We start from the raw sequence: 20,499 nt of genomic DNA, 5'->3' as shown, positions 1-20,499 counted from the left end.
TAAAAGCTGAAACGGCTTTGTTCTTTTCAGATACAGAATAAAGCTGTATTTATTATTTTCAGCACTTATTTAATAGTAGGCAGTTCATATGTTGTCCTAGGCTTTTAGATTAAATCGTAAAACATGATAAATTAGTGAACTTCCGTCGATATTCGACAAAAAACATCATTTTTCATATATAATCTAAAAGCGAGGAGGAAAATGCATGATTCGAACAATTAGAATCTATATATATGCAACAATCTATGTAATCGGCAGTTATTTTAGACTATTACAGGTAAAAAAACTAGCTCAGCAGTCCCATCTTCCCCACATTCAGGAAGAAATATTTAAAACGCCCAGTGTCGTATCACAAAAAGTGATTGAAAAGACAAATACAAAAGTATATGTTGAAGGAGAAAACTATTTACCAGACGGACCTGCTTTATACGTAGCCAATCATCAAGGTTTATTTGATATTTTAGCTTTGCTCGGTTATTTAGGTAAACCGGTCGGATTTATCGCTAAAATAGAAATTAAAAAAATCCCGATTATCCGCTCATGGATGAAATTACTTCATTGTGTGTTCATTGATCGCCAAGATCGTAGACAGTCTGTACGTGCGATACAACAAGGGACAAAGAATATTAAAAAAGGCTTTTCAATGGTTATTTTTCCAGAAGGTACGCGAAGTAAAGACGGTGAATTAAATCGTTTTAAAGCAGGGAGCTTTCGCTTAGGTACGAAGGCGAAAGTACCTATTGTCCCCGTTACAATAGATGGAACACGTGAAATATATGAACAAAACAATCATCGTATCCAGCCATCTACAATAAAAATTGTAATTGGACAACCGATTACACCAGAAGAATATAGTAATATGACTGGAAAAGAACTCGCCGAATATACTGAGAACATCATCGCCAAAGATCTAGAGAATATTAGAAAACAAGATTCAAATTCATCTCCGTTAAAAGAGTTACCAATAGAAGTTTAATGTAAAAATCAGGGTAAAATGATAACCCTGATTTTTACATTTTTATTTTTTCAATCGGATGAAAGATAGGTTCTTTCTCTGTAAAAGTTGTTATGTAATTAAAACCAATTTCCTTTAATACATTTAATACGGCAGGAAATTGATAACCTAGTGTCATTTCAGAGTGTGAATCAGACCCTAGTGTAATAATTTCTCCACCTAATTTTTTATAAAGCTTTAAAATATCAATGCTTGGCATCACAGTATCCATACCATAGCGAAAACTAGACGTATTTATTTCGATTCCTTTTCCTTTTGGAATAATTTCCTTAAAAATACTTTCAATCAACGGATGAAAGTGATTCGTGACAACCTCTGACGTATATCGCTTTACCAAATCAAGATGTCCAAGAACAGAATAATAATCAAAGTGTTTTACACAGTATAAAAGTTCTTCGTAATATTGCTGAAAACCTTCCTCAGTCGTCCTATCTTTAAATAGATTCCCATAGTGTAATGTTTTCCTATCCGTCGTATGCATTGAACATATAATAAAGTCAAATGATTCTTTCGTTAATAAATCCTCATATTGTTTCAACAGATGTGGTTGAATGCCTATTTCAATGCCCTTCTTAATTTTAATCTTTTGTCCATAATTATCTTGCATTGCTTTTATTTTTCGGTCATAAGATTTTAAATCAAAATCAAATGTTATGGTAGGATCCGGATAATCATAATCAATATGATCAGTAAAACAAATCTCCGAAAATCCTTTTTCAATCGCTGTTTCAATCGTTTTTTCCATAGGTGTATCACAATCTGCTGAAAAATCACTATGAATATGATAATCAAACATAAAAAAGTCCTCCTTAAAGTTGACATCTATCAATCTATCTATTAGAATACTATATAACTTCATGACAGTGAAGTGATAAAGTGATAAAGTTAAAGGAGAATATTAAGATGTACCAATCCAATATGAATGACGTGCTCAAAGCAAATACTCTGACGTGTGAAAAGAAAGAGAGCATCATCAAGACGGCAAGACAGCTCTTTTATACATATGGATATGATGAAATTGAGACGGCGATTTTTGAACCATATGATCTATATTCTTCTGTAGATGGGATGATTTTACAGGATGATATGGTAAAAGTCATTGGACCATCGGGAAAAGTACTCGTCTTACGTCCAGATGTAACAATCCCAGTTGCACGCCTCGTAACTAAACATGTTGGACATAACGAGAAGATCAAAAGATATTTTTATATTATGGATGTTTTCAGACAAGCTGCCAATCGTGTATTGGCACATAAGCAAATAGGGGTAGAGCTTTTCGGAGATGATTCAACAGAGAGTGATACGGAAGTATTAGCATTAGCTTATGAATTATTAGCCAACTTACCTGTTACTCATTTTACCATCGAAGTTGGACATGCTGGTTTTGTCCAACAAATTTTAGAAGAAACGAACTTACCATATAGTGAACGACAACTTCTAAAACAATATATTCAATCCAAAAACAAAACTGATTTACAAACTTTTTTAATCGAGCATCAAGTTAGTCAGCCATTACAACGAGTTATTTTACAAATAGTTGATTTATATGGCCCTCCAGGACACGTCATAGAACGAGCAAGAACTTTATCACTAAATAAAGAAATGAATCAAGCGATTGATCATCTTGAAAGGATGCATCAGTTACTAGATTTATATGGCATGACTGAAAATATTGTCTTTAACTTAGGTTTAATTAATCATATGGACTATTATTCAGATGTTATTTTTCAAGGTTTTATAGCGCGTGTGGGGGAACCCGTTTTAATGGGTGGTAGATACGATACATTAACTGAAAAGATTGGCATCATGATACCTGCTGTCGGTTTTGGTTGTGATATTCAATTATTGATAGACGGTTTAAAGAAAGAACAACATACAATTAATCGACAGGAAGACATTGTTATCTATTATACGCCTACCAGAATAAGAGAAGCTTATCAATTGATGAGACAATTAAGACATAGATCAAAGCGGGTATTAATCAATCATAAGGAAATAAATGTTACTCATTCAGCTCGTGCTATTTATTTACAAGAACAGCATATTACTGTTTTCAATGGAAGAGAAAAGCGTGTCTATCCGAATATAGACTCCTTTTTGACACAATACCAATTATAAAAGTGAAAGGAGGCTCATGCTTATGCTTACAATTGCACTTGCTAAAGGAAGAACAGCAAAAGATTCAATCGCTTTGTTAGAACAAGCGGGAATTCGGTTCAATAACTTTCATGAAGAGAGTCGGAAACTCATTTTCTATGATCAGACGAAACAAGTTAAAATGCTTTTTGTTAAAGCGGTTGATGTTCCTACGTATGTTGAACAAGGTGCGGCTGATTTAGGTATTGTTGGAAAGGATAATATTTTAGAATCAAATGGTCACTTTTATGAACTGTTAGATTTAAAGTTTGGACAATGTAAGATGGTTGTTGCTGGTTTAAAAGAAAAGCCGTTAAGAACAACTTCCCATCTAACGATTGCTTCTAAGTACCCAGTCATTGCAGAGAAGTACTTTTTAGAAAAAGATATACAGATTGAAACCATTAAATTAAATGGATCTGTTGAATTAGCACCGTTAATTGGATTATCAGATGTGATTGTTGATATTGTCGAAACGGGACGTACATTAAGAGAAAATGGTTTAGTTATTTTTGATGAAATTGAGGCTATTAGTACACGTTTAATTGTAAATAAAGCTAGTTTTGCTCTTAAGCATGACTTGATGACACCATTTATTAACCAAATTAAAACTGTTCTTGAGGTGAAACAATGAAAATCATGACATTATCGGCATTTATAAAAGAAAAGGCAGCTGTTATGAAAAAAAATGATGACCGGAAATTGGATGATGATGTTTTAAATATTATACAAACAGTTAGACGAGAGGGGGACCGTGCGCTATTAAATTATACCCGACAATTCGATCGTGTTGACCTACAAACATTTACTGTTACAGAAGAAGAAATGGCATTAGCAAAACAAGAAATAACAAGTGAATTTCTTGAAGCTTTAAATGGGGCTAAACAACAAATTATTCATTTCCATAAAAACCAATTAGAAAAATCATGGTTTATAGAAGGAGAAGACGGGACATTACTCGGACAAAAAGTAACACCACTTGAATCTGCTGGTGTTTATATTCCAGGTGGTAAAGCCGCTTATCCGTCGACTGTTTTAATGAATGTCTTACCAGCAAAAATTGCCGGTGTTAAACAAATTATTATGGTAACCCCACCAGATGAAGATGGACGCATTCGTTCTGAAGTTCTAGTTGCTGCACATATCGCTGGTGTAGATCAAATATACAAAGTTGGCGGTGCTCAAGCTATTGCCGCACTAGCCTATGGCACAGAGACAATCCAGAAGGTAAATAAAATTGTTGGACCGGGTAACCGTTATGTCGCTCGAGCAAAAAAATGGGTATATGGTGATGTTGCAATAGATATGATAGCTGGCCCAAGTGAAGTTGTTATTGTTGCTGATGATACCGCACCACCGCACTATGTCGCAGCTGACTTATTAGCACAAGCAGAGCATGATGAAGATGCAACCGCTATTTTAATCACTTATAGTAAAAAAATAGCTTTAACAGTTCAAAAAGAAGTTGAAAAACAACTTCAATTATTAGAAAGAAAAGCAATGATCAATGAGTCGCTTGAGAAAAATGGACGAATTATTGTAGTCGATTCGTTGAAAGAGGCCTTGCAATTAGTAAATAAAATCGCACCAGAACATTTACAACTGATGATTGAAAATCCAATGGAAAAGCTACCCCTTGTTAAACATGCAGGTGCTATTTTTCTTGGGAACGACTCACCAGAAGCTTTAGGTGATTATTATGCAGGACCGAATCACACGCTACCAACAAGTGGGACAGCCGTCTTCTCGTCCCCACTCGGTGTCTATGACTTTTTGAAAAAATCAAGTGTCATCTATTATTCAGAAGCAGCACTTAATAAAAGCATCGATTCGATTGTGACACTTGCTAAAGCTGAGGGGTTGACGGCTCATGCAAAATCGATACAGGTGAGGAGGAAAGAAAATGGTAAGAAAAAGTAAACAGATACGAAAAACAAATGAAACAGCGATTAATCTTGAATTAATGATTGATGGAACAGGAAAAGCGACACTTGATACAGGTGTTGGCTTCTTTAATCATATGCTTGATGCTTTTACACGACATGGGTTATTTAATCTTAATGTGACATGTCAAGGTGATTTACATGTTGATGATCATCATACAGTAGAAGATGTTGGAATTGTTTTAGGGCGTGCGTTTCGCGAAGCTTTAGGAGATATGAGCGGAATGACAAGATATGCAACTGTTTCAATACCGATGGATGAGGCGATTGCTCACGTTTCAGTTGATATTAGTGGTCGACCATATCTTGTGTTTCAAGTTGACGGCTTGAAAGAAAAGATTGGGACATTTGATACGGAGTTAGTGGAGGAATTTTTCCGCGGATTTGTTAACCATGCCGGGATTACTTTACACATACAAGTTCCTTATGGGAAAAATAGCCATCATATTGTAGAAGCAATTTTTAAAGGTGTTGGTCGTTCTCTTCGTTATGCAACTGAAATAGATCGTCGTGTCGTCGGTATACCGTCGACAAAGGGGACGTTATCATTTTCTAATCAAGGGGGACAATGATGATGATTTTATTTCCAGCAATTGATCTTTTAGATGGGCGTTGTGTTCGTTTACAACAAGGCCAATATGATAAACAAACCATTTATAGTGAGTCACCTGTTCAGATGGCTAAATATTGGGAGAATAAAGGCGCACCATATTTACATGTCGTTGATCTTGATGCAGCCCGAACGAATGAAATGAAAAATAAACCATATATAAAGAAAATAGCCCAAACCGTGCAAATTCCACTTCAAGTCGGTGGTGGTATTCGCTCTTTGGAGCGCATTAAGATGTATCTTGACGCTGGTGTTACACGCGTCATTATCGGAACAGCAGCGATTACAGATCCGAATTTTTTAAAGAACGCTGTCGATCGTTATGGTGATAAAATCGTCGTGTCAATTGATGCTAAAAATGGTTATGTTGCAACAGAGGGCTGGGAAGCAACGAGTGGTGTTAAAGCAATAAAGCTCGGTTATCAATTGCAAAATATGGGTGTAAAAACAATCGTTTATACAGATATAGCAAAAGATGGTATGCTTCAAGGACCAAATTTTAACGAACTAAAACAAATCAATGAACAAACAAATCTAAAAGTGATTGCTTCAGGTGGTATAACTACACCTAAAGATATAAAAAAATTAAAGCAGCTAAATGTATATGGAGCGATTGTTGGTAAAGCTTTATATGATGGGACAGTCACATTGGAATCATTATTGGAGGTTGTCTAATATGGAAACAAAGACAAAGCGCATTATTCCTTGTCTAGATGTTGATCACGGTAGAGTTGTGAAAGGAAAGAAGTTTAAAGGTTTAAAAGATATAGCCGACCCTATAGAACTTGCTCGAAAGTATGAACAACAAGGTGCGGATGAGCTTGTTTTTTATGATATTACAGCGACGACTGAAAAGCGGGGTATTATTCTAGATATTGTTAAACAAGTGCAATCAGCTATTACGATACCGCTTACTGTCGGTGGCGGTATTCGTACAGTGAAAGATATTGAAGCGGTTCTCCAAGCGGGTGCAGATAAAGTATCCATTAATAGTGCAGCAGTAAAAAACCCAGACCTTATTACAGAGGCAGCAAGTCATTTCGGAAATAATCGAATCGTTTTATCAATTGATGTGAAACAAGTCGGTGAAAAGGAATGGAAAATTTTTACCGATGGTGGTTCCACAGAAACTGAATTAAATGCCATTGATTGGGCAAAAGAAGGAGAAAAGCGTGGAGCTGGAGAAATCGTCGTAAATTGTATGGATGAAGATGGGGTTAGAAATGGTTATGACATACAATTGACTGAAACAATATCCAACGCTGTTGATATCCCAGTTATCGCAAGTGGCGGGGCGGGAGAGATGGAGCACTTCAAAGAGGTTTTTGAACACGGTATTTCAGGTGCTCTCGCAGCATCAGTGTTTCATTATGATGACATTAAGATACCAGATTTAAAGTTATATTTAGCAGATATTCACTTTCCAGCAGATGGGCTTCTTCCAGCGATTGTTCAGGACGTAGAAACAAAACAAGTTTTAATGCTCGCTTATATGAATGAAACAGCTCTAAAAAAGACCATTGAAACGAAAGAAGCGTGGTTTTATAGTCGTTCACGTCAAGAGCTATGGCATAAAGGTGCAACATCAGGAAATAAACAGCTTGTACGTGGCATTCAGTATGATTGCGATGGCGATGCAATTTTATTACAAGTTAAACGATTAGGACCTGCCTGCCATACGGGAGAAGAATCATGTTTTTTTAATTCTCTTATTCAAGGTTCGGAAGGATTAAAGGAAGAAGCGGTTCTTTCACAGCTCATGACAACGATTAAAAAGCGACGAAATAAACAACAAAGTCGTTCTTATACAGCCTATCTATTCCGCGAGGGCTTAGATAAAATATTAAAGAAAATCGGTGAAGAATCTAGTGAAGTCATCATAGGAGCAAAAAATCGTAATAAGCAGGAAGTTATTTGGGAAATAGCTGATTTAGTTTATCATCTGCTTGTCTTGATGACGTATTTAAATATTGATTTGAGTGATATTGAACGAGAATTAAAGAAACGGCATGTTAAAAGAGAGGAATAGTGTGATGCAGACATTTTGGAGTACAATGGCTAAGCGTGCGACACCTTATGTACCTGGTGAACAACTGAATGATCAAAATGTACTAAAACTAAATACAAATGAAAATCCATATCCACCATCACCATCTGTTATACAAGCGATTAGAGATGCGGCAAATGTGGATTTACGTCGATACCCTAGTCCAGATTTAGAACAATTACGTGAAATAATCGGTAAAACATATGATTTAACGAAAGACCAAGTGTTTATCGGGAATGGTTCAGACGAAGTCCTTGCTTTTTCCTTTATGGCATTCTTTGAACCCGGAAAAACGATTCGATTTCCAGAAATCACTTATAGTTTCTATCCTGTTTATGCTCAGCTTTTTGACATTCCATATGAAACAATCCCGATGAAAGCTGATTTTACTTTAGACATTGAACGCTTTTATCATTCTGAGGGTGGCGTTATTTTTCCTAATCCGAATGCACCAACGAGTATAGCAATTGGCATAGATGATATTAGAAAAATATTAGAACATAATCCAACACGTATCGTCATTGTAGATGAAGCTTATGTTGATTTTTCCACTCAATCAGCTGTTTCACTAATTAATAAATATCCAAATCTACTTATTGTTCAAACGACATCAAAATCCCGTTCTTTAGCTGGACTTAGAGTCGGCTATGCTCTAGGAAATGAAGGGTTAATTCAGGCGTTAATTCGGATTAAGAATTCGATTAATTCATATACATTAGATCGTTTAGCGATTGCTGGAGCGATTGCTTCATTTCAAGATTGGAAGTCAACGAAGGAAAATATTAACAAGATTATACAAACGCGTACATGGGTGAGTGAGAAAATGAGAGATTATGGATTTTTTGTCCTTCCATCTGAAACAAACTTTATCTTTGTGACTCATCCTGATTTTTCAGCAAAACAATTATATAAACTTTTAAAACAACGACATGTTCTCGTTCGTTATTTTAATCAGCCGCCGATTAATCAATATTTACGTATATCGATTGGTACGGATAAAGAAATGGAACAGTTTTTTAATTGCTTATCTGAAGTGATGGCATCATGTCACTCATTGAGTTAAACATGCTATAATCAATCATAAAGATGCCAAGAGGCGAGGTGGAAATTGTGTGTGGTCGTTTTACTTTGTTAGCTGATGAAGTTGATATTTTATCACAATTCGGCTTGGAGAATCCGCTACCTAATTATCAACCGAGCTATAATATCGCACCAGGGCAAAATGTACTAGCAATTATTCATGATGGAAAAAACAAACGCGCTGGATACTTGCAATGGGGGCTTATTCCTTCATGGGCTAAAGATGAGAAAGTTGGTTATAAAATGATTAATGCCCGTAGTGAAACAGCACATATTAAACCAAGTTTTAAATCATTGTTAGCGAAAAAGCGTTGTTTAATCATAGCGGATAGCTTTTATGAGTGGCAAACAATTGGAAAGGCTAAGCAACCGAAGCGGATTCAATTAAGGGATAGGGAATTATTCGCATTTGCTGGATTATGGGATAAGTGGGAACGTGGAAATGAAAAGCGTTTTACATGTACGATGTTAACGAAAGATGCCAACGCATTTATGAAAGATATTCATCACCGCATGCCAATTATCTTGCCAAAAGAAATGGAAGATGAATGGATTAAACCACAAGTCTTTGATCCAAATAAATTAAAACAATGGCTCGATGATATTGAAGTCGAACCAATGAAGGCCTATGATGTGTCAACCTATGTTAATAAAGCAAGTCATAATGATGAACAATGTATTGAACCTATCATTTTATAAAAACTATTTGCAGGGAGCTGTCTAATAAGTTTTTTTGACTTTTGACGATTTTTCTTTCTCATGATGCGCTTTTTCTATTAATGAATAATCAATATAAAAAACGAAGCGAAGAAAAAGGATAGCTATTTCTTCGCTTTATGTTATTCATCTTATATAAAACAGCAAAAATCTTCAGTTTTTAAGCAGCATTTGCCTTTTTAGCCTTCTTTTCAGCTTCTCTTTCTTTTCTCGCTACTTTTAAAAATTTATTTGTTTCATGGACGACAACGCCAGATAATCCGAGTAAGCCGATTAAGTTCGGGAAGGCCATTAAGGCGTTCATAATATCAGAAATGTTCCATACGAGGTCTAATTTTTGTACAGCGCCAAACATAATTGCTATAACAAAAACAGCGCGATAGTACGGTACAGCTTTATCTCCGAATAAGTATGAGAAACTTTTTTCACCGTAATAAGACCAACCAATTAACGTTGAAAAAGCAAAAAACACAATTCCAATTGTAACGATAAGCCCACCTACATCACCTAAATAATGTGAAAACGCAGCAGCCGTTAAATCGCCGCCCTTTGGTCCCGTTCCAGCTAATCCTGACATAACAATGGTGATTCCTGTTATAGAACAAACGATAATTGTATCAATAAATACTTGCGTCATAGATACGAGTGCTTGTCTTCCAGGATAGTCCGTTTTTGCAGCAGCAGCAGCAATAGGTGCAGAACCAAGCCCAGCTTCGTTAGAGAATACACCGCGTGCTACCCCGTAGCGAATAACGGTTCCTAACACTCCGCCACCAATAGCTTGACCAGTGAAAGCATCAGTAAAAATAAGTTTAATAACACCCGGTACGATATCGAGATTCATAATCATGATGACGAGTCCACCTGAGACATAAATAATCGCCATGATAGGTACGAAAAATGCTGTCACTTTTCCAATCGATTTAATACCACCAAGAATGACAAGCCCAGCTAAGACTGTCAATGTTATCCCTGTTACCCATTCAGGTATACTAAAAGAACGAGCAACAGCTTCAGAGACAGAGTTGGATTGGACCATGTTTCCAATCCCAAATGCTGCAATAGATGCGAAAATCGCAAAAAGGACCCCGAGCGATTTAGATTTTAAACCACGTTCTAAATAGTACATTGGCCCACCAGACATCTCACCTTTTTCATTGACGACACGATATTTAACAGCAAGCAATGCTTCCGCGTATTTTGTTGCCATACCAACTAATGCTGAAATCCACATCCAAAGAATGGCCCCTGGACCACCAAGTGCGACTGCTGTTGCTACACCGACGATGTTTCCCGTACCAATAGTAGCTGCCATCGCTGTTGTTAATGCTTGGTAATGAGTGATATCTCCTTTTGATTTTTTATCTTGGCCACTAGGACTAAAAGCAAGTTTTAAAGCATATGGTAATGTGCGAAATTGCAGAAATCCGAGTCGTAATGTTAAGAATAGTCCCGTTCCAATGATTAATAATAAAGTAATCGGTCCCCATACGATTTTATTTATCTCTTGAATAAAGTCGTCCAATTTCATCAAACCCTCTCTCCTGTTATATAATAGTTTTGATATGTCTATTTTCTAGATATATTGTCAGTTTGTCAAGGTATTTTTTGAAAAATTTTAATAAATTATTTTCGCTTTCTTGTATATATGTATGAAATTCATAGAAATAAATGAAATTTATTTACCAATAGGGCGTAAATTCGCTATACTATTGATAGTAGGAATAATAGGTGGTGTCATTAGTGGTTCGTGTATTGTTTGTCTGTTTAGGAAATATTTGTCGCTCGCCAATGGCAGAAGCAATTTTTCGGAAAATAGTAGATGATGAGAATTTGTCAGATAAGATTCATGTTGATTCAGCGGGAACGGGGTCTTGGCATGTCGGTGCTCCACCACATGAAGGGACACGTCACATTCTTGATGAAAAAAACATATCGTATGAAGGACAGATAGCTAGACAAGTCCATGTTGGTGATTGGGATACATTTGATTATATTATTGCTATGGATGACCAAAATATGAAAGACTTAAATAAAATCCAGCAAGAAGACAAACACGTCGTTGTTAGAAAATTGATGGATTTTGTCGAACATCCAAAAGAAATTAATGTTCCTGATCCGTATTTTACGGGTGATTTTAATTATACATATGAATTAGTTTCTAATGGATGTCAACATTTATTACAACATATTAAAGAACAACATCATTTGAATTAAAGGAGAGATTATAAATGGGTAAGCGTAAATTTTGGACAGGAATTATTGGTGGAGCAGTTGTAGGTGGTATTGTTGCGCTATTTGATAAAGAAGCACGTCACTACGCCAAAGAAAGATGCACTATTGTTAAAGAGACATCTAGCCAAATGATTAAAAATCCATCATCTAGTATTCGCCAATTACAAACAGCTCTTGAACAAATGAGCGAGAAAGTCAATGTTCAAGCAGAAAACGCGATAAATGCAATTGAACAAGTTGAAGATACCATTGTGAAAGTAACTGGTAAAGGAAAAAGTGAATAAATGATTTATATCCGCTCTTTTTACTAGAAATAGCCGACAAGCCGACCGGATGTGTCTGCTCTGTCGGCATTTATTATATACGGCGTTTTTTTTCTAATATATGACTGGAGATCTTATAGAAGAGAAGAGCGTGTTAAGTATACGAATATTTGTCGCAATACATTTAATGTAGTTATGTCTGTCATTAATGCGGCATGTACAAAATGGTGATGATTAGCTTTGAATAATGTTAACGTTATCGCGCAAAAGGAATGAAGCTATATGAAACAGGTGATTCGTTTTTTAACATACTTGTATGAAAGGATCATGGATGGCGATGTTTTTGGCTTAGCTGCTCAATTAGCTTATTTTTTTCTATTATCATTGTTTCCGTTATTAATCTTAGTTATGACTTTAATCGGTTATCTCCCGTTAGATGAGCAGTCTATTTTAGATGCTTTAAGTTCTGTTATCCCTAGTGAGAGTATGGCTTTTATCGAAGCTAATATTCGAATGTTATTGAATCAACAAAATACAGGATTGTTATCAATCGGTATATTAGGTACATTATGGTCGGCTTCAAACGGTGTTAACGCAATTATCCGAGCCTTAAATCGTGCTTACCAAGTTGAAGAAACACGTCCATTTCTTGTTTCTCGTTTTGTCGCGATCATTTTAATGTTTGCTATGATAGCTGTCATTGTAGTTGCTTTATTACTGCCTGTATTAGGACGGATGATCGGCGTTTATATTTTTTCGTTTTTCGGTTTGTCAGATGATTTTATTCAGTTTTGGAACACTTTCCGTTGGGTTATTTCAGCTATTGTATTTTTTATCGTCTTTTTAGCACTATATCGTTTAGCACCAAGTAGAAACATTCACCTCAAAAATGTCGTGCCTGGTGCTCTATTTACGACATTAAGTTGGCAATTAACTTCATTAGCATTTTCATATTATGTAGAAACAATCGGTGATTATTCTGCTACTTATGGGAGTTTAGGAGCAGTTATCGTTTTAATGATATGGTTTTACATGTCAGGAATCATTATTATCATTGGTGGTACGATTAATGCGGTAACTGAAGAATGGTTCGAAATGAAAGAAGAAGATTAAAAGTAGAGGATTTTATCAAATATGCATTAATCAAGATATGTCAATGAGTTCATACATAGTAATGCTCTTCCGTTTTTTGTAAGTTTCATTCATTATGAGAATCCACACAGATTCTATTAGCCCATATCTTCTACGAAAATAGTAGTATATGGTGATTAACATTGTTAATATTTTATACTTTAAAACTAAACAAGCTGAGAAAAGACTAAGTTTTCTCAGCTTGTTGTATCACATATAAAATCATGATCTGAGCAACCGTAACCCATTAAGGATAACTAAAATCGTACTTCCTTCATGGCCAACGACACCAAGTGGTAAATCAATCACTTGTAGGAAGTTAGAAACGATTAATACAACGATGACAGATAAAGAGAAAACAATATTTTGCTTCACGATTCGATTCATTCGTTTGGATAAATCGATGGTATTCGTAATCTTTTCTAAATCATTTTTCATTAAAACAACATCAGCCGTTTCAAGCGCGACATCAGTACCTTCTCCCATAGCAATACCTGTGTTAGCAGTAGCTAAAGCAGGTGCATCATTAATTCCGTCGCCAACCATAGCGACGTTTCCATACTTTTCCTTCAAATCTTTAACATGATGAACCTTTTCTTCAGGTAAACAGTTAGCGATATAGTGATCAATACCCGCTTCATCAGCAATGACTTTAGCGGTTAACTCATTATCACCAGTTAAGATAACAGGATGAATGCCTTTATTCTTTAACATTTGAATGGCGTCTTTAGTATTATCACGAATTGTGTCCTTTAAAGCAAATACAGCAACAATTGTATCACCAGCAAGGGCACAAACGATTGTTTTTCCTTCACTAGCTAATTTTCCAGCAATTCCGCCATGAAACTGATTGACGAGTTCTTTACCGGCGAAATCAATATTTCCTACTTTCCATGTGACACCATCAACAACGGCTGTAACCCCTTTTCCACTTACTGTTCGCATATCATCAATAGGTGGATTGTGACGCTCTAAAGCTTCACGTCCATATGCTTTAATTGCATTGGCAAGCGGATGCGTTGATTCTTCTTCAATTGCAGCAATCGTTGCTAGCACTTTATCTTCATCTGTTCCATCTGCATAATAAGCATCTGTTACAACAGGTTTTCCATTCGTTAATGTTCCAGTTTTATCAAAAGCAATCGCTTTGATTTGGCTTAAATTTTCAATATGAACGCCACCTTTAAAGAGAACCCCATGTTTTGCACTGTTAGAAATCGCTGATAAAGTAGCTGGCATGATTGAAGCAACTAAAGCACATGGTGACGCAACAACAAGAAGAACCATCGCTCGATAAATACTCTCAGATAATGACCATCCAAAAAGGAGGTACGGTAAAAACATCATCACTGCCACGACAATTAAAACGACTTTCACATACGTACCTTCAAACCGTTCGATAAATAATTGGGATGGTGATTTCTCATCTTGTGCTGATTGCACCATATTAATTATTTTCTGGAATAATGTTTCACTTGCAGGCTTGGTAATTTCCATCATTATTGTTCCATCAAGTGCAACTGTACTAGCATAAACTTCTTCATTAACTTGTCTTTGTACAGGAATGGATTCACCTGTAATCGCTTGTTCATCAACAGAAGAAGACCCACGAATAATGACACCATCAGCTGGGATACGTTCACTTGCACGAACTAATACGATGTCACCTACTTGTAATTCACTTGCTGGAACAACTTTTTCGTTTCCATCTATAATGACTGTCGCTTCTTCAGGTTGTAAATCCATTAATGAAGAGATTTCTTTATTACTTTTATTTAATGTATACGTCTCTAATGCACCAGATAAGGCGAAAATAAAGATGAGAACGGCTCCTTCTGTCCAATACCCTATCATGGCAGAGCCGATCGCTGCAAAAATCATTAATAATTCAACATTTAATTCTTTGTACTTAATCGTATCTTCAATACCTTCTTTAGCTTTAGCAAACCCACCAATAATAAATGCTGTTATATGCAGAATGACAAATAAAGAATGTGGAATTGAATCTTTATAAATCCATGCCAATAATACGATAGCACCGCTTAATAAAGCGGCAATTAATTCTAAGTGTGGTTTTAATTTATGAAAGAATGATTGTTTCCTTTCTTCCTTCTTTTTCTCGTTAGGTACAAACTCACATGTTTTGATATCCATTATCAATACCTCCGTTTTAAATGAGAATAATAATTGTTATCATTTAGCGTATTTTTTGTCATTAAACACTGATAATACAGGTTTTATCTAATTGATAAAGATTATCGTTTAGATTATAATAATTATAAACTACTACTTGTTATTATAAAGGTTTAATTTTTAATGTCAAGCAGAATTTACTTTGCTAATGAATGATTTTATTGCTACAATACATAGGATTGAATAAACGGAAGGATGTTTTTTATGAAAAAAATCATACTCGCATTATGTCTCATGTTATTGCTCGCATCATGTGGCAATAAACAGACATCTGAAGAAAAACATGTTAAAAATGATGATCCGATTTGGGAAAAGGTACAGAAAGATGGGGTCTTGGTCGTTGGAACATCTGGAACATTAATAGCTGCTTCTTACTATGAAGGAGAAGGTGAGAAGAAAGATAAACTTACTGGCTATGATGTTGAGGTCATTAAAGAAGTTGCCAAACGTTTAAATGTAGATGTAACGTTTGAGATAATGGGAATTGATTCCATGTTACCAGCGATAAAAAGCGGCCGAATAGATGTTGCAGTAAATGATATAGAAGTAACAGATAAACGAAAACAGCAATTTGCCTTTAGTCAACCATATAAGTATTCCTATGCAACGATGGTTGTTAGAAAGAAAGATAATTCTGGAATCGAAAGTTTAGACGATTTAAAAGGAAAAAAGGCAGGTGGTGGGGCAACAACGATTTATAGTCAAATTGCTGAACATTTTGGTGCAGAAATCGTTACATATGGCAATGCTCCAAATGAGGCATATTTACGTGATGTTCATAATGGACGAACTGATGTCATTATTAATGATTATTTTTTAAGCAAATTTGGAGTAGATGCATTTCCGAATTTTGACATCCATCTCCATCCAAATTTGAAATTTCATCCATCGGAGCAAGCGGTTATTATGCCGAAGAATGCTCATAAGTTAAAGAAAGAAATAAATCATGCATTAGAAGCTATGCGAGAGGATGGAACATTATCCGAGTTAGCTAAAACATTTTATCTAGAAGATGCATCACAGAAACCTGAAGGAGAGTTTACGCCAATTGAAGGATTGGATTTATAATTGACGAATAAAGGTAGATCATCGATGATGAGGTAGTGAAAGCACATGCTATACATAACATATTATTTCGGCGAATTATTTGACGTGAAATTAGCATGGGAGAGCTTGCCATTTGTTTTGAGTGGTTTACCAATGACTTTACTCGTGTCCATTGTCAGTATGTTAATTGGTCTTATGTTAGGAATGTTTTTAGCTCTTGCAAGGACATCGAAAAACATCGTCATAAATATCCCAGCACGTATCTATATTTCTTTTATGCGTGGAACGCCGATTTTAGTCTTTTTATTTATATTATATTTCGGATTACCTGTTTTCGGTATTAAGTTATCTGCTCTTGTGGCAGCTTGTCTTGGTTTTGGTTTAAATAGTGCTGCTTATATTGCTGAAATTAATCGTTCGGCCTTAAATAGTGTTGACCAAGGTCAATGGGAGGCAGCGCGTGCATTAAGCTTGTCGAAACAGCAAACATTGATTGGAATTATTTTTCCACAAGCTGCCCGCATCGCTGTACCACCGTTAACAAACGTTTTCTTGGATATTGTTAAAGCGACATCTTTAGCAGCTGTTATCACTGTGCCTGAATTATTTCAAAAAGCACAAATTGTTGCAGGTAGAGAGTATGACAGTATGACATTATATATTTTAGTTGCGCTTATTTATTGGCCAATTTGTTCTATGATTGAATGGTTACAAGAAAAGTTAGAGAAGAGATTAAGTCAATTCGTCTAAGGGAGCCTTATGGTTCCCTTTTATTGTAAGGCAATACATAAATAGATATAATTTTAGAAATACACTTAAAATCTTGAGGTGATTTCATGGAGTTTAAAATGTCTGAAAATGGTATGGATGTCGACTTAGAATACGGTACATTACACATATCAGGAAAAAGTGAATTCGGATTTCGTCCATTTCAATTATTAGTCGCATCAATTTCATCATGCAGTGCAATGGTTTTTCGTAAGATACTTGAAAAACAACGAATAACAATTGATGATTTACGTGTAAAAGCAAATGTTACACGTAATCCAGATAAGGTAAATCGTATTGAAAAAATTGAACTTCACTTTATTGTGATTGGTAAAAATCTTAATGAGAACAAATTAATAAAAAATCTTCACTTAGCTCGAAAAAATTGTGCCATGGTACGTTCGGTAGAAGATAGTATTAACATCGAAGAATCACTTGAATGTGTTCATGTATAAAATTTGCTTAGTCGAAAAAAATAAAGGCAAAAAGAGAGGACTGTTTATATGAAGACATTATTTCGTAGCACTCTTTTTGTTGCTTTATTAATCGTTTTTGCACCTATGATATGTAGTGAAGCAAAAGAGAAAAATAGTAAGAAGCAAGACAATGAATTCAGTGTTCCAAACCACGTTCTCAATATTTCTAAAGAAAATACATTTCCTAATACCCATGAAGAACAAGAAATGATGGAGCCAAGTGAATCAACGAAAGAACTTTTGGAAGAAACGAATATACCGATTGAAAATCCAGAATTAATTAAAATGTTAAATGAAACAACAGTTAATCCATCGCCAGTTGGTATTGGCTATCGTGGGATGATTTTTCTAGGTAGGTGGGCGTTACACTATGAATCAATAGATACAACAATTAATTGGGAATATCAAAAGATAAATACGAATGAATTGAATAATCATGGAAGTGATGCAGTCCAAAAGCTTAGTTATCATCAAGAAAATCAAAAAGAAGTTAAAGGTGCATTGACTAATAAGATTGCTCAGCCTGAACAAGTAAAAAGCATGATTTTAATGAAAACAAAAGCTAAAACAAAACTTCCACTATCCTATCAAACCGTTATTGGCAGTGGAACAAAACAAGAACAAATCTATCATGTACCCGTAGATAAAACAGGTTATCTTCATGCTTTTACTCCTGCAGTAAGTGAAAAAGGGCAGATTACTTTTGGTGAAGTATATCTTCAGCTTAAAGGATGGAACAAGAAAATCGTTATTAAAAACATAACAAAGCAAGGGATAGGTGCTTGGTTACCTATCCAGGATCATGTCGCTTTTAGTTTTCAATTACAATAAATATTAAAGAGTGTCTTAGCCTATGTGCTTAGATGCTCTTTTAATTTTCTTCCGTATTGCAGTGTACTACATTCATATGAATTGTGAGATATTTGCCCAGTGCTCGAGATATATTGATATCACATTAAAGCGTTTGAGGCTAGATAACTTGTGGCGTAAGAGAACGATTGTTTTTTTACATTGAATCTTTGAACTTGAGTTAAATCTGGAAGGAAAGAAAAGTCGTCTTATTTATCATTGAATATTTAATACATATAAAAATACCGATATAGATGGGTATCATTTGCGTTAATACCCCTTTCTTAAGTATTTATTAATTACTACATAATCTTTAATAAAAGATTGATTTGAACAACAGTAATTACATAGCATCGTCTCTGAACCTACCCTTTTTGAAATTTTACACAAAAATACTTAATAGAGAAATGACATGCAAACTTGACAAAAATACTTTAATGCTTTATTATAATAAAGTATTGAAGGTGAACAGTTTTGACAGGGGAGAAACGAAATGGAATGGGTTGTTATTGTATCTGTTTTAGTTATGACAATATTAAGTTTATTACGTGTTAATGTTATCATTGCAATCATTATTGCTGCACTTACAGCAGGCGTTATGTCTGACCTTTCAATTGTTGAATCGATTGATATGCTTGTTGAGGGAATGGGTGGACAAGCAAATACAGCTCTCAGTTATATTTTACTAGGTGCATTTGCTGTTGCCATTAGTTATACAGGAATTACAGCCGTGTTAGTTAATTATTTAATTAAAGTTCTGACAGGTAAAAAGACAATGCTCGTATTAACGATAGCTGGGGTCGCATCTCTATCACAAAACTTAGTTCCAGTTCATATTGCTTTTATTCCAATTTTAATTCCACCATTATTAAAGTTATTTGATGAGATGCGTTTAGATCGCCGAGCAGTAGCAACGGCCTTAACGTTTGGCCTTAAGACACCGTATATGGTCGTTCCAGCAGGATTTGGTCTTATATTCCACGAAACGATTGTCAATGGAATGATCCAAAATGGTGCTGAATTAACAATGAAAGAGGCAGCTTTATCGATGATTATTCCTGGATTAGGAATGGTTTTAGGACTTTTGATCGCAATATTTATAACATATCGTAAAGAGAGAGAGGCAATTCCTGGAGCGGGTGGTACTGGTAGTATAATAAATGTTCCAGATACGACAGACATGACCTTTAATCGCCAACATGCCTTAACATTAGTCGCTATTGTTGCGGCTTTAATCGTTCAAATAATGACGAAAAATTTAATTGCTGGCGCTTTAACAGGACTTATATTAATGTTTGTCTTCTTAGTTGTACCATATAAGAATGGAGATAAGATCGTCGCTGAAGGCGTATCCATGATGGGAACCATTGCATTCGTTATGTTAGTCGCAAGCGGTTTTGGAAATGTTTTACAACAAACGGGAGCTGTAGATGCTTTAGTTGAAGCTTCATCTGGATTGCTTAGTAGTAGTAAACTCATGATTGCATTTGTATTATTATTAGTTGGGCTCGTTATTACGATGGGAATTGGTTCTTCATTCGGTACCATTCCAATTATAGCTGCTTTATTTGTACCTATATTAACAACAGCAGGATTTTCTCCATTAGCAACGGCTTCACTTATCGGAACTGCTGGAGCTCTTGGTGATGCAGGATCACCAGCATCAGACAGTACGCTCGGACCAACTTCAGGACTAAATGCCGATGGTAAACATAACCATATATGGGATACGTGCGTACCAACGTTTATACACTTTAATATTCCATTATTTATTTTTGGATTAATAGCTGCAATGGTATTATAAATTTAAAAAATCACTTTCTCGTTGTATATAGAGGAAGTGATTTTTGTATATTTTTTGTCTAAATATAAGAGTTCTGACAAGTCGAGACTATTTAATGATAAAAAAGTAAAAACCCTAACTTCTTACCTATTGACAAATATCAGAAAATATTATACTTTAAAATCAGGTCATCTGATGACTATAAA

General features: G+C 35.3%; 20 protein-coding genes. 17 read left to right on the top strand and 3 right to left on the bottom strand.

Going from position 1 to position 20,499, the window contains the following annotated elements; translation table 11 throughout:
* Positions 1–205: 205 nt before the first annotated feature.
* Entirely contained in the window at positions 206–976 is a 771-nt protein-coding gene (locus HNQ35_RS09185) for a lysophospholipid acyltransferase family protein (RefSeq protein WP_146937470.1), read from the top strand.
* 34 nt (positions 977–1,010) lie between these two features.
* Here the strand turns inward: HNQ35_RS09185 and HNQ35_RS09180 are convergent, their stop codons facing one another.
* Complete coding sequence (locus HNQ35_RS09180; RefSeq protein WP_146937468.1) at positions 1,011–1,811, bottom strand: histidinol-phosphatase HisJ family protein; 801 nt, start codon at positions 1,809–1,811, stop codon at positions 1,011–1,013.
* Between the two features lie 107 nt (positions 1,812–1,918).
* Here HNQ35_RS09180 and hisZ point away from each other — a divergent pair, with 107 nt between their 5' ends.
* Genes hisZ through HNQ35_RS09140 form a run of 8 tightly spaced genes read left to right on the top strand, consistent with a single transcriptional unit; the run spans position 1,919 to position 9,530 of the window.
* Positions 1,919–3,133, top strand: a complete 1,215-nt coding sequence (gene hisZ / locus HNQ35_RS09175; RefSeq protein ID WP_146937465.1) for an ATP phosphoribosyltransferase regulatory subunit — start codon at positions 1,919–1,921, stop codon at positions 3,131–3,133.
* Positions 3,134–3,155: 22 nt separating this feature from the next.
* Positions 3,156–3,785 carry an ATP phosphoribosyltransferase gene (gene hisG / locus HNQ35_RS09170; RefSeq protein WP_307724223.1) on the top strand — a complete coding sequence of 210 codons (630 nt, stop codon included), beginning with the start codon at positions 3,156–3,158 and terminating at the stop codon, positions 3,783–3,785.
* The gene (hisD, locus tag HNQ35_RS09165; RefSeq protein ID WP_146937461.1) at positions 3,782–5,071 is read left to right on the top strand and encodes a histidinol dehydrogenase; all 1,290 of its coding nucleotides are present in this window, start codon (positions 3,782–3,784) and stop codon (positions 5,069–5,071) included. The genes hisG and hisD overlap by 4 nt, the downstream gene beginning before the upstream one ends.
* The gene (gene hisB / locus HNQ35_RS09160) at positions 5,055–5,666 is read left to right on the top strand and encodes an imidazoleglycerol-phosphate dehydratase HisB (RefSeq protein WP_146937458.1); all 612 of its coding nucleotides are present in this window, start codon (positions 5,055–5,057) and stop codon (positions 5,664–5,666) included. Before hisD ends, hisB begins: the two co-directional genes overlap by 17 nt.
* 2 nt (positions 5,667–5,668) lie before the next feature.
* The gene (hisA, locus tag HNQ35_RS09155; protein ID WP_146937506.1) at positions 5,669–6,379 is read left to right on the top strand and encodes a 1-(5-phosphoribosyl)-5-[(5-phosphoribosylamino)methylideneamino]imidazole-4-carboxamide isomerase; all 711 of its coding nucleotides are present in this window, start codon (positions 5,669–5,671) and stop codon (positions 6,377–6,379) included.
* A 1-nt stretch (position 6,380) separates the two neighbouring features.
* Complete coding sequence (hisF, locus tag HNQ35_RS14425; RefSeq protein ID WP_170226652.1) at positions 6,381–7,733, top strand: imidazole glycerol phosphate synthase subunit HisF; 1,353 nt, start codon at positions 6,381–6,383, stop codon at positions 7,731–7,733.
* A gap of 4 nt (positions 7,734–7,737) precedes the next feature.
* A complete protein-coding gene (gene hisC / locus HNQ35_RS09145; protein WP_146937454.1) occupies positions 7,738–8,814 on the top strand; it encodes a histidinol-phosphate transaminase in 1,077 nt (358 codons plus the stop codon).
* A gap of 47 nt (positions 8,815–8,861) precedes the next feature.
* Positions 8,862–9,530 (top strand): SOS response-associated peptidase, encoded by a 669-nt coding sequence (locus HNQ35_RS09140; protein ID WP_146937504.1) that lies wholly within the window; start codon positions 8,862–8,864, stop codon positions 9,528–9,530.
* A 178-nt stretch (positions 9,531–9,708) separates the two neighbouring features.
* Here HNQ35_RS09140 and HNQ35_RS09135 read toward each other — a convergent pair whose 3' ends face one another.
* Complete coding sequence (locus HNQ35_RS09135; protein ID WP_246118072.1) at positions 9,709–11,079, bottom strand: alanine/glycine:cation symporter family protein; 1,371 nt, start codon at positions 11,077–11,079, stop codon at positions 9,709–9,711.
* 212 nt (positions 11,080–11,291) lie between these two features.
* Between HNQ35_RS09135 and HNQ35_RS09130 the strand changes: the two genes are divergently transcribed.
* From HNQ35_RS09130 to HNQ35_RS09120, 3 genes are all read left to right on the top strand, one after another.
* On the top strand, positions 11,292–11,765 hold the full coding sequence (locus HNQ35_RS09130; RefSeq protein ID WP_146937452.1) for a low molecular weight protein-tyrosine-phosphatase: 474 nt from the start codon (positions 11,292–11,294) through the stop codon (positions 11,763–11,765).
* Positions 11,766–11,779: 14 nt separating this feature from the next.
* Positions 11,780–12,067, top strand: coding sequence for a YtxH domain-containing protein (locus HNQ35_RS09125; protein WP_146937451.1), 288 nt, complete (start codon positions 11,780–11,782; stop codon positions 12,065–12,067).
* A 261-nt stretch (positions 12,068–12,328) separates the two neighbouring features.
* The gene (locus tag HNQ35_RS09120) at positions 12,329–13,159 is read left to right on the top strand and encodes a YihY/virulence factor BrkB family protein (RefSeq protein WP_146937449.1); all 831 of its coding nucleotides are present in this window, start codon (positions 12,329–12,331) and stop codon (positions 13,157–13,159) included.
* Positions 13,160–13,399: 240 nt separating this feature from the next.
* On the opposite strand, the gene HNQ35_RS09115 is transcribed toward HNQ35_RS09120, so the two are convergent.
* The gene (locus HNQ35_RS09115; RefSeq protein WP_146937447.1) at positions 13,400–15,331 is read right to left on the bottom strand and encodes a heavy metal translocating P-type ATPase; all 1,932 of its coding nucleotides are present in this window, start codon (positions 15,329–15,331) and stop codon (positions 13,400–13,402) included.
* A 243-nt stretch (positions 15,332–15,574) separates the two neighbouring features.
* Between HNQ35_RS09115 and HNQ35_RS09110 the strand changes: the two genes are divergently transcribed.
* From HNQ35_RS09110 to HNQ35_RS09090, 5 genes are all read left to right on the top strand, one after another.
* Positions 15,575–16,438: a transporter substrate-binding domain-containing protein gene (locus HNQ35_RS09110; RefSeq protein WP_146937445.1), complete on the top strand. Its 864-nt coding sequence runs from the start codon at positions 15,575–15,577 to the stop codon at positions 16,436–16,438.
* 45 nt (positions 16,439–16,483) lie between these two features.
* Positions 16,484–17,167: an amino acid ABC transporter permease gene (locus HNQ35_RS09105; protein ID WP_146937443.1), complete on the top strand. Its 684-nt coding sequence runs from the start codon at positions 16,484–16,486 to the stop codon at positions 17,165–17,167.
* A gap of 86 nt (positions 17,168–17,253) precedes the next feature.
* Positions 17,254–17,640 (top strand): OsmC family protein, encoded by a 387-nt coding sequence (locus tag HNQ35_RS09100; protein ID WP_146937441.1) that lies wholly within the window; start codon positions 17,254–17,256, stop codon positions 17,638–17,640.
* A 48-nt stretch (positions 17,641–17,688) separates the two neighbouring features.
* Positions 17,689–18,492 (top strand): YfkD famly protein, encoded by an 804-nt coding sequence (locus tag HNQ35_RS09095; RefSeq protein ID WP_146937439.1) that lies wholly within the window; start codon positions 17,689–17,691, stop codon positions 18,490–18,492.
* Positions 18,493–19,003: 511 nt separating this feature from the next.
* Positions 19,004–20,314, top strand: coding sequence for a Na+/H+ antiporter family protein (locus tag HNQ35_RS09090; RefSeq protein ID WP_146937437.1), 1,311 nt, complete (start codon positions 19,004–19,006; stop codon positions 20,312–20,314).
* The last annotated feature ends 185 nt before the right edge of the window (positions 20,315–20,499 follow it).

The organism is Cerasibacillus quisquiliarum, assembly GCF_014202495.1.
GTDB lineage: Bacteria > Bacillota > Bacilli > Bacillales > Amphibacillaceae > Cerasibacillus > Cerasibacillus quisquiliarum.
Note: the sequence above shows the minus strand (reverse complement) of the source record. Positions and strands in the feature narration are given on the sequence as shown.

Excerpts from the sequence above, each read along its gene's own strand:
- HNQ35_RS09185 (WP_146937470.1), top strand. The coding sequence starts at position 206 with ATGATTCGAACAATTAGAATCTATATATATGCAACAATCTATGTAATC.
- HNQ35_RS09180 (WP_146937468.1), bottom strand. The coding sequence starts at position 1,811 with ATGTTTGATTATCATATTCATAGTGATTTTTCAGCAGATTGTGATACA.
- hisZ (WP_146937465.1), top strand. The coding sequence starts at position 1,919 with ATGTACCAATCCAATATGAATGACGTGCTCAAAGCAAATACTCTGACG.
- hisG (WP_307724223.1), top strand. The coding sequence starts at position 3,156 with ATGCTTACAATTGCACTTGCTAAAGGAAGAACAGCAAAAGATTCAATC.
- hisD (WP_146937461.1), top strand. The coding sequence starts at position 3,782 with ATGAAAATCATGACATTATCGGCATTTATAAAAGAAAAGGCAGCTGTT.
- hisB (WP_146937458.1), top strand. The coding sequence starts at position 5,055 with ATGGTAAGAAAAAGTAAACAGATACGAAAAACAAATGAAACAGCGATT.
- hisA (WP_146937506.1), top strand. The coding sequence starts at position 5,669 with ATGATTTTATTTCCAGCAATTGATCTTTTAGATGGGCGTTGTGTTCGT.
- hisF (WP_170226652.1), top strand. The coding sequence starts at position 6,381 with ATGGAAACAAAGACAAAGCGCATTATTCCTTGTCTAGATGTTGATCAC.
- hisC (WP_146937454.1), top strand. The coding sequence starts at position 7,738 with ATGCAGACATTTTGGAGTACAATGGCTAAGCGTGCGACACCTTATGTA.
- HNQ35_RS09135 (WP_246118072.1), bottom strand. The coding sequence starts at position 11,079 with ATGAAATTGGACGACTTTATTCAAGAGATAAATAAAATCGTATGGGGA.
- HNQ35_RS09125 (WP_146937451.1), top strand. The coding sequence starts at position 11,780 with ATGGGTAAGCGTAAATTTTGGACAGGAATTATTGGTGGAGCAGTTGTA.
- HNQ35_RS09120 (WP_146937449.1), top strand. The coding sequence starts at position 12,329 with ATGAAACAGGTGATTCGTTTTTTAACATACTTGTATGAAAGGATCATG.
- HNQ35_RS09115 (WP_146937447.1), bottom strand. The coding sequence starts at position 15,331 with ATGGATATCAAAACATGTGAGTTTGTACCTAACGAGAAAAAGAAGGAA.
- HNQ35_RS09110 (WP_146937445.1), top strand. The coding sequence starts at position 15,575 with ATGAAAAAAATCATACTCGCATTATGTCTCATGTTATTGCTCGCATCA.
- HNQ35_RS09105 (WP_146937443.1), top strand. The coding sequence starts at position 16,484 with ATGCTATACATAACATATTATTTCGGCGAATTATTTGACGTGAAATTA.
- HNQ35_RS09100 (WP_146937441.1), top strand. The coding sequence starts at position 17,254 with ATGGAGTTTAAAATGTCTGAAAATGGTATGGATGTCGACTTAGAATAC.
- HNQ35_RS09095 (WP_146937439.1), top strand. The coding sequence starts at position 17,689 with ATGAAGACATTATTTCGTAGCACTCTTTTTGTTGCTTTATTAATCGTT.
- HNQ35_RS09090 (WP_146937437.1), top strand. The coding sequence starts at position 19,004 with ATGGAATGGGTTGTTATTGTATCTGTTTTAGTTATGACAATATTAAGT.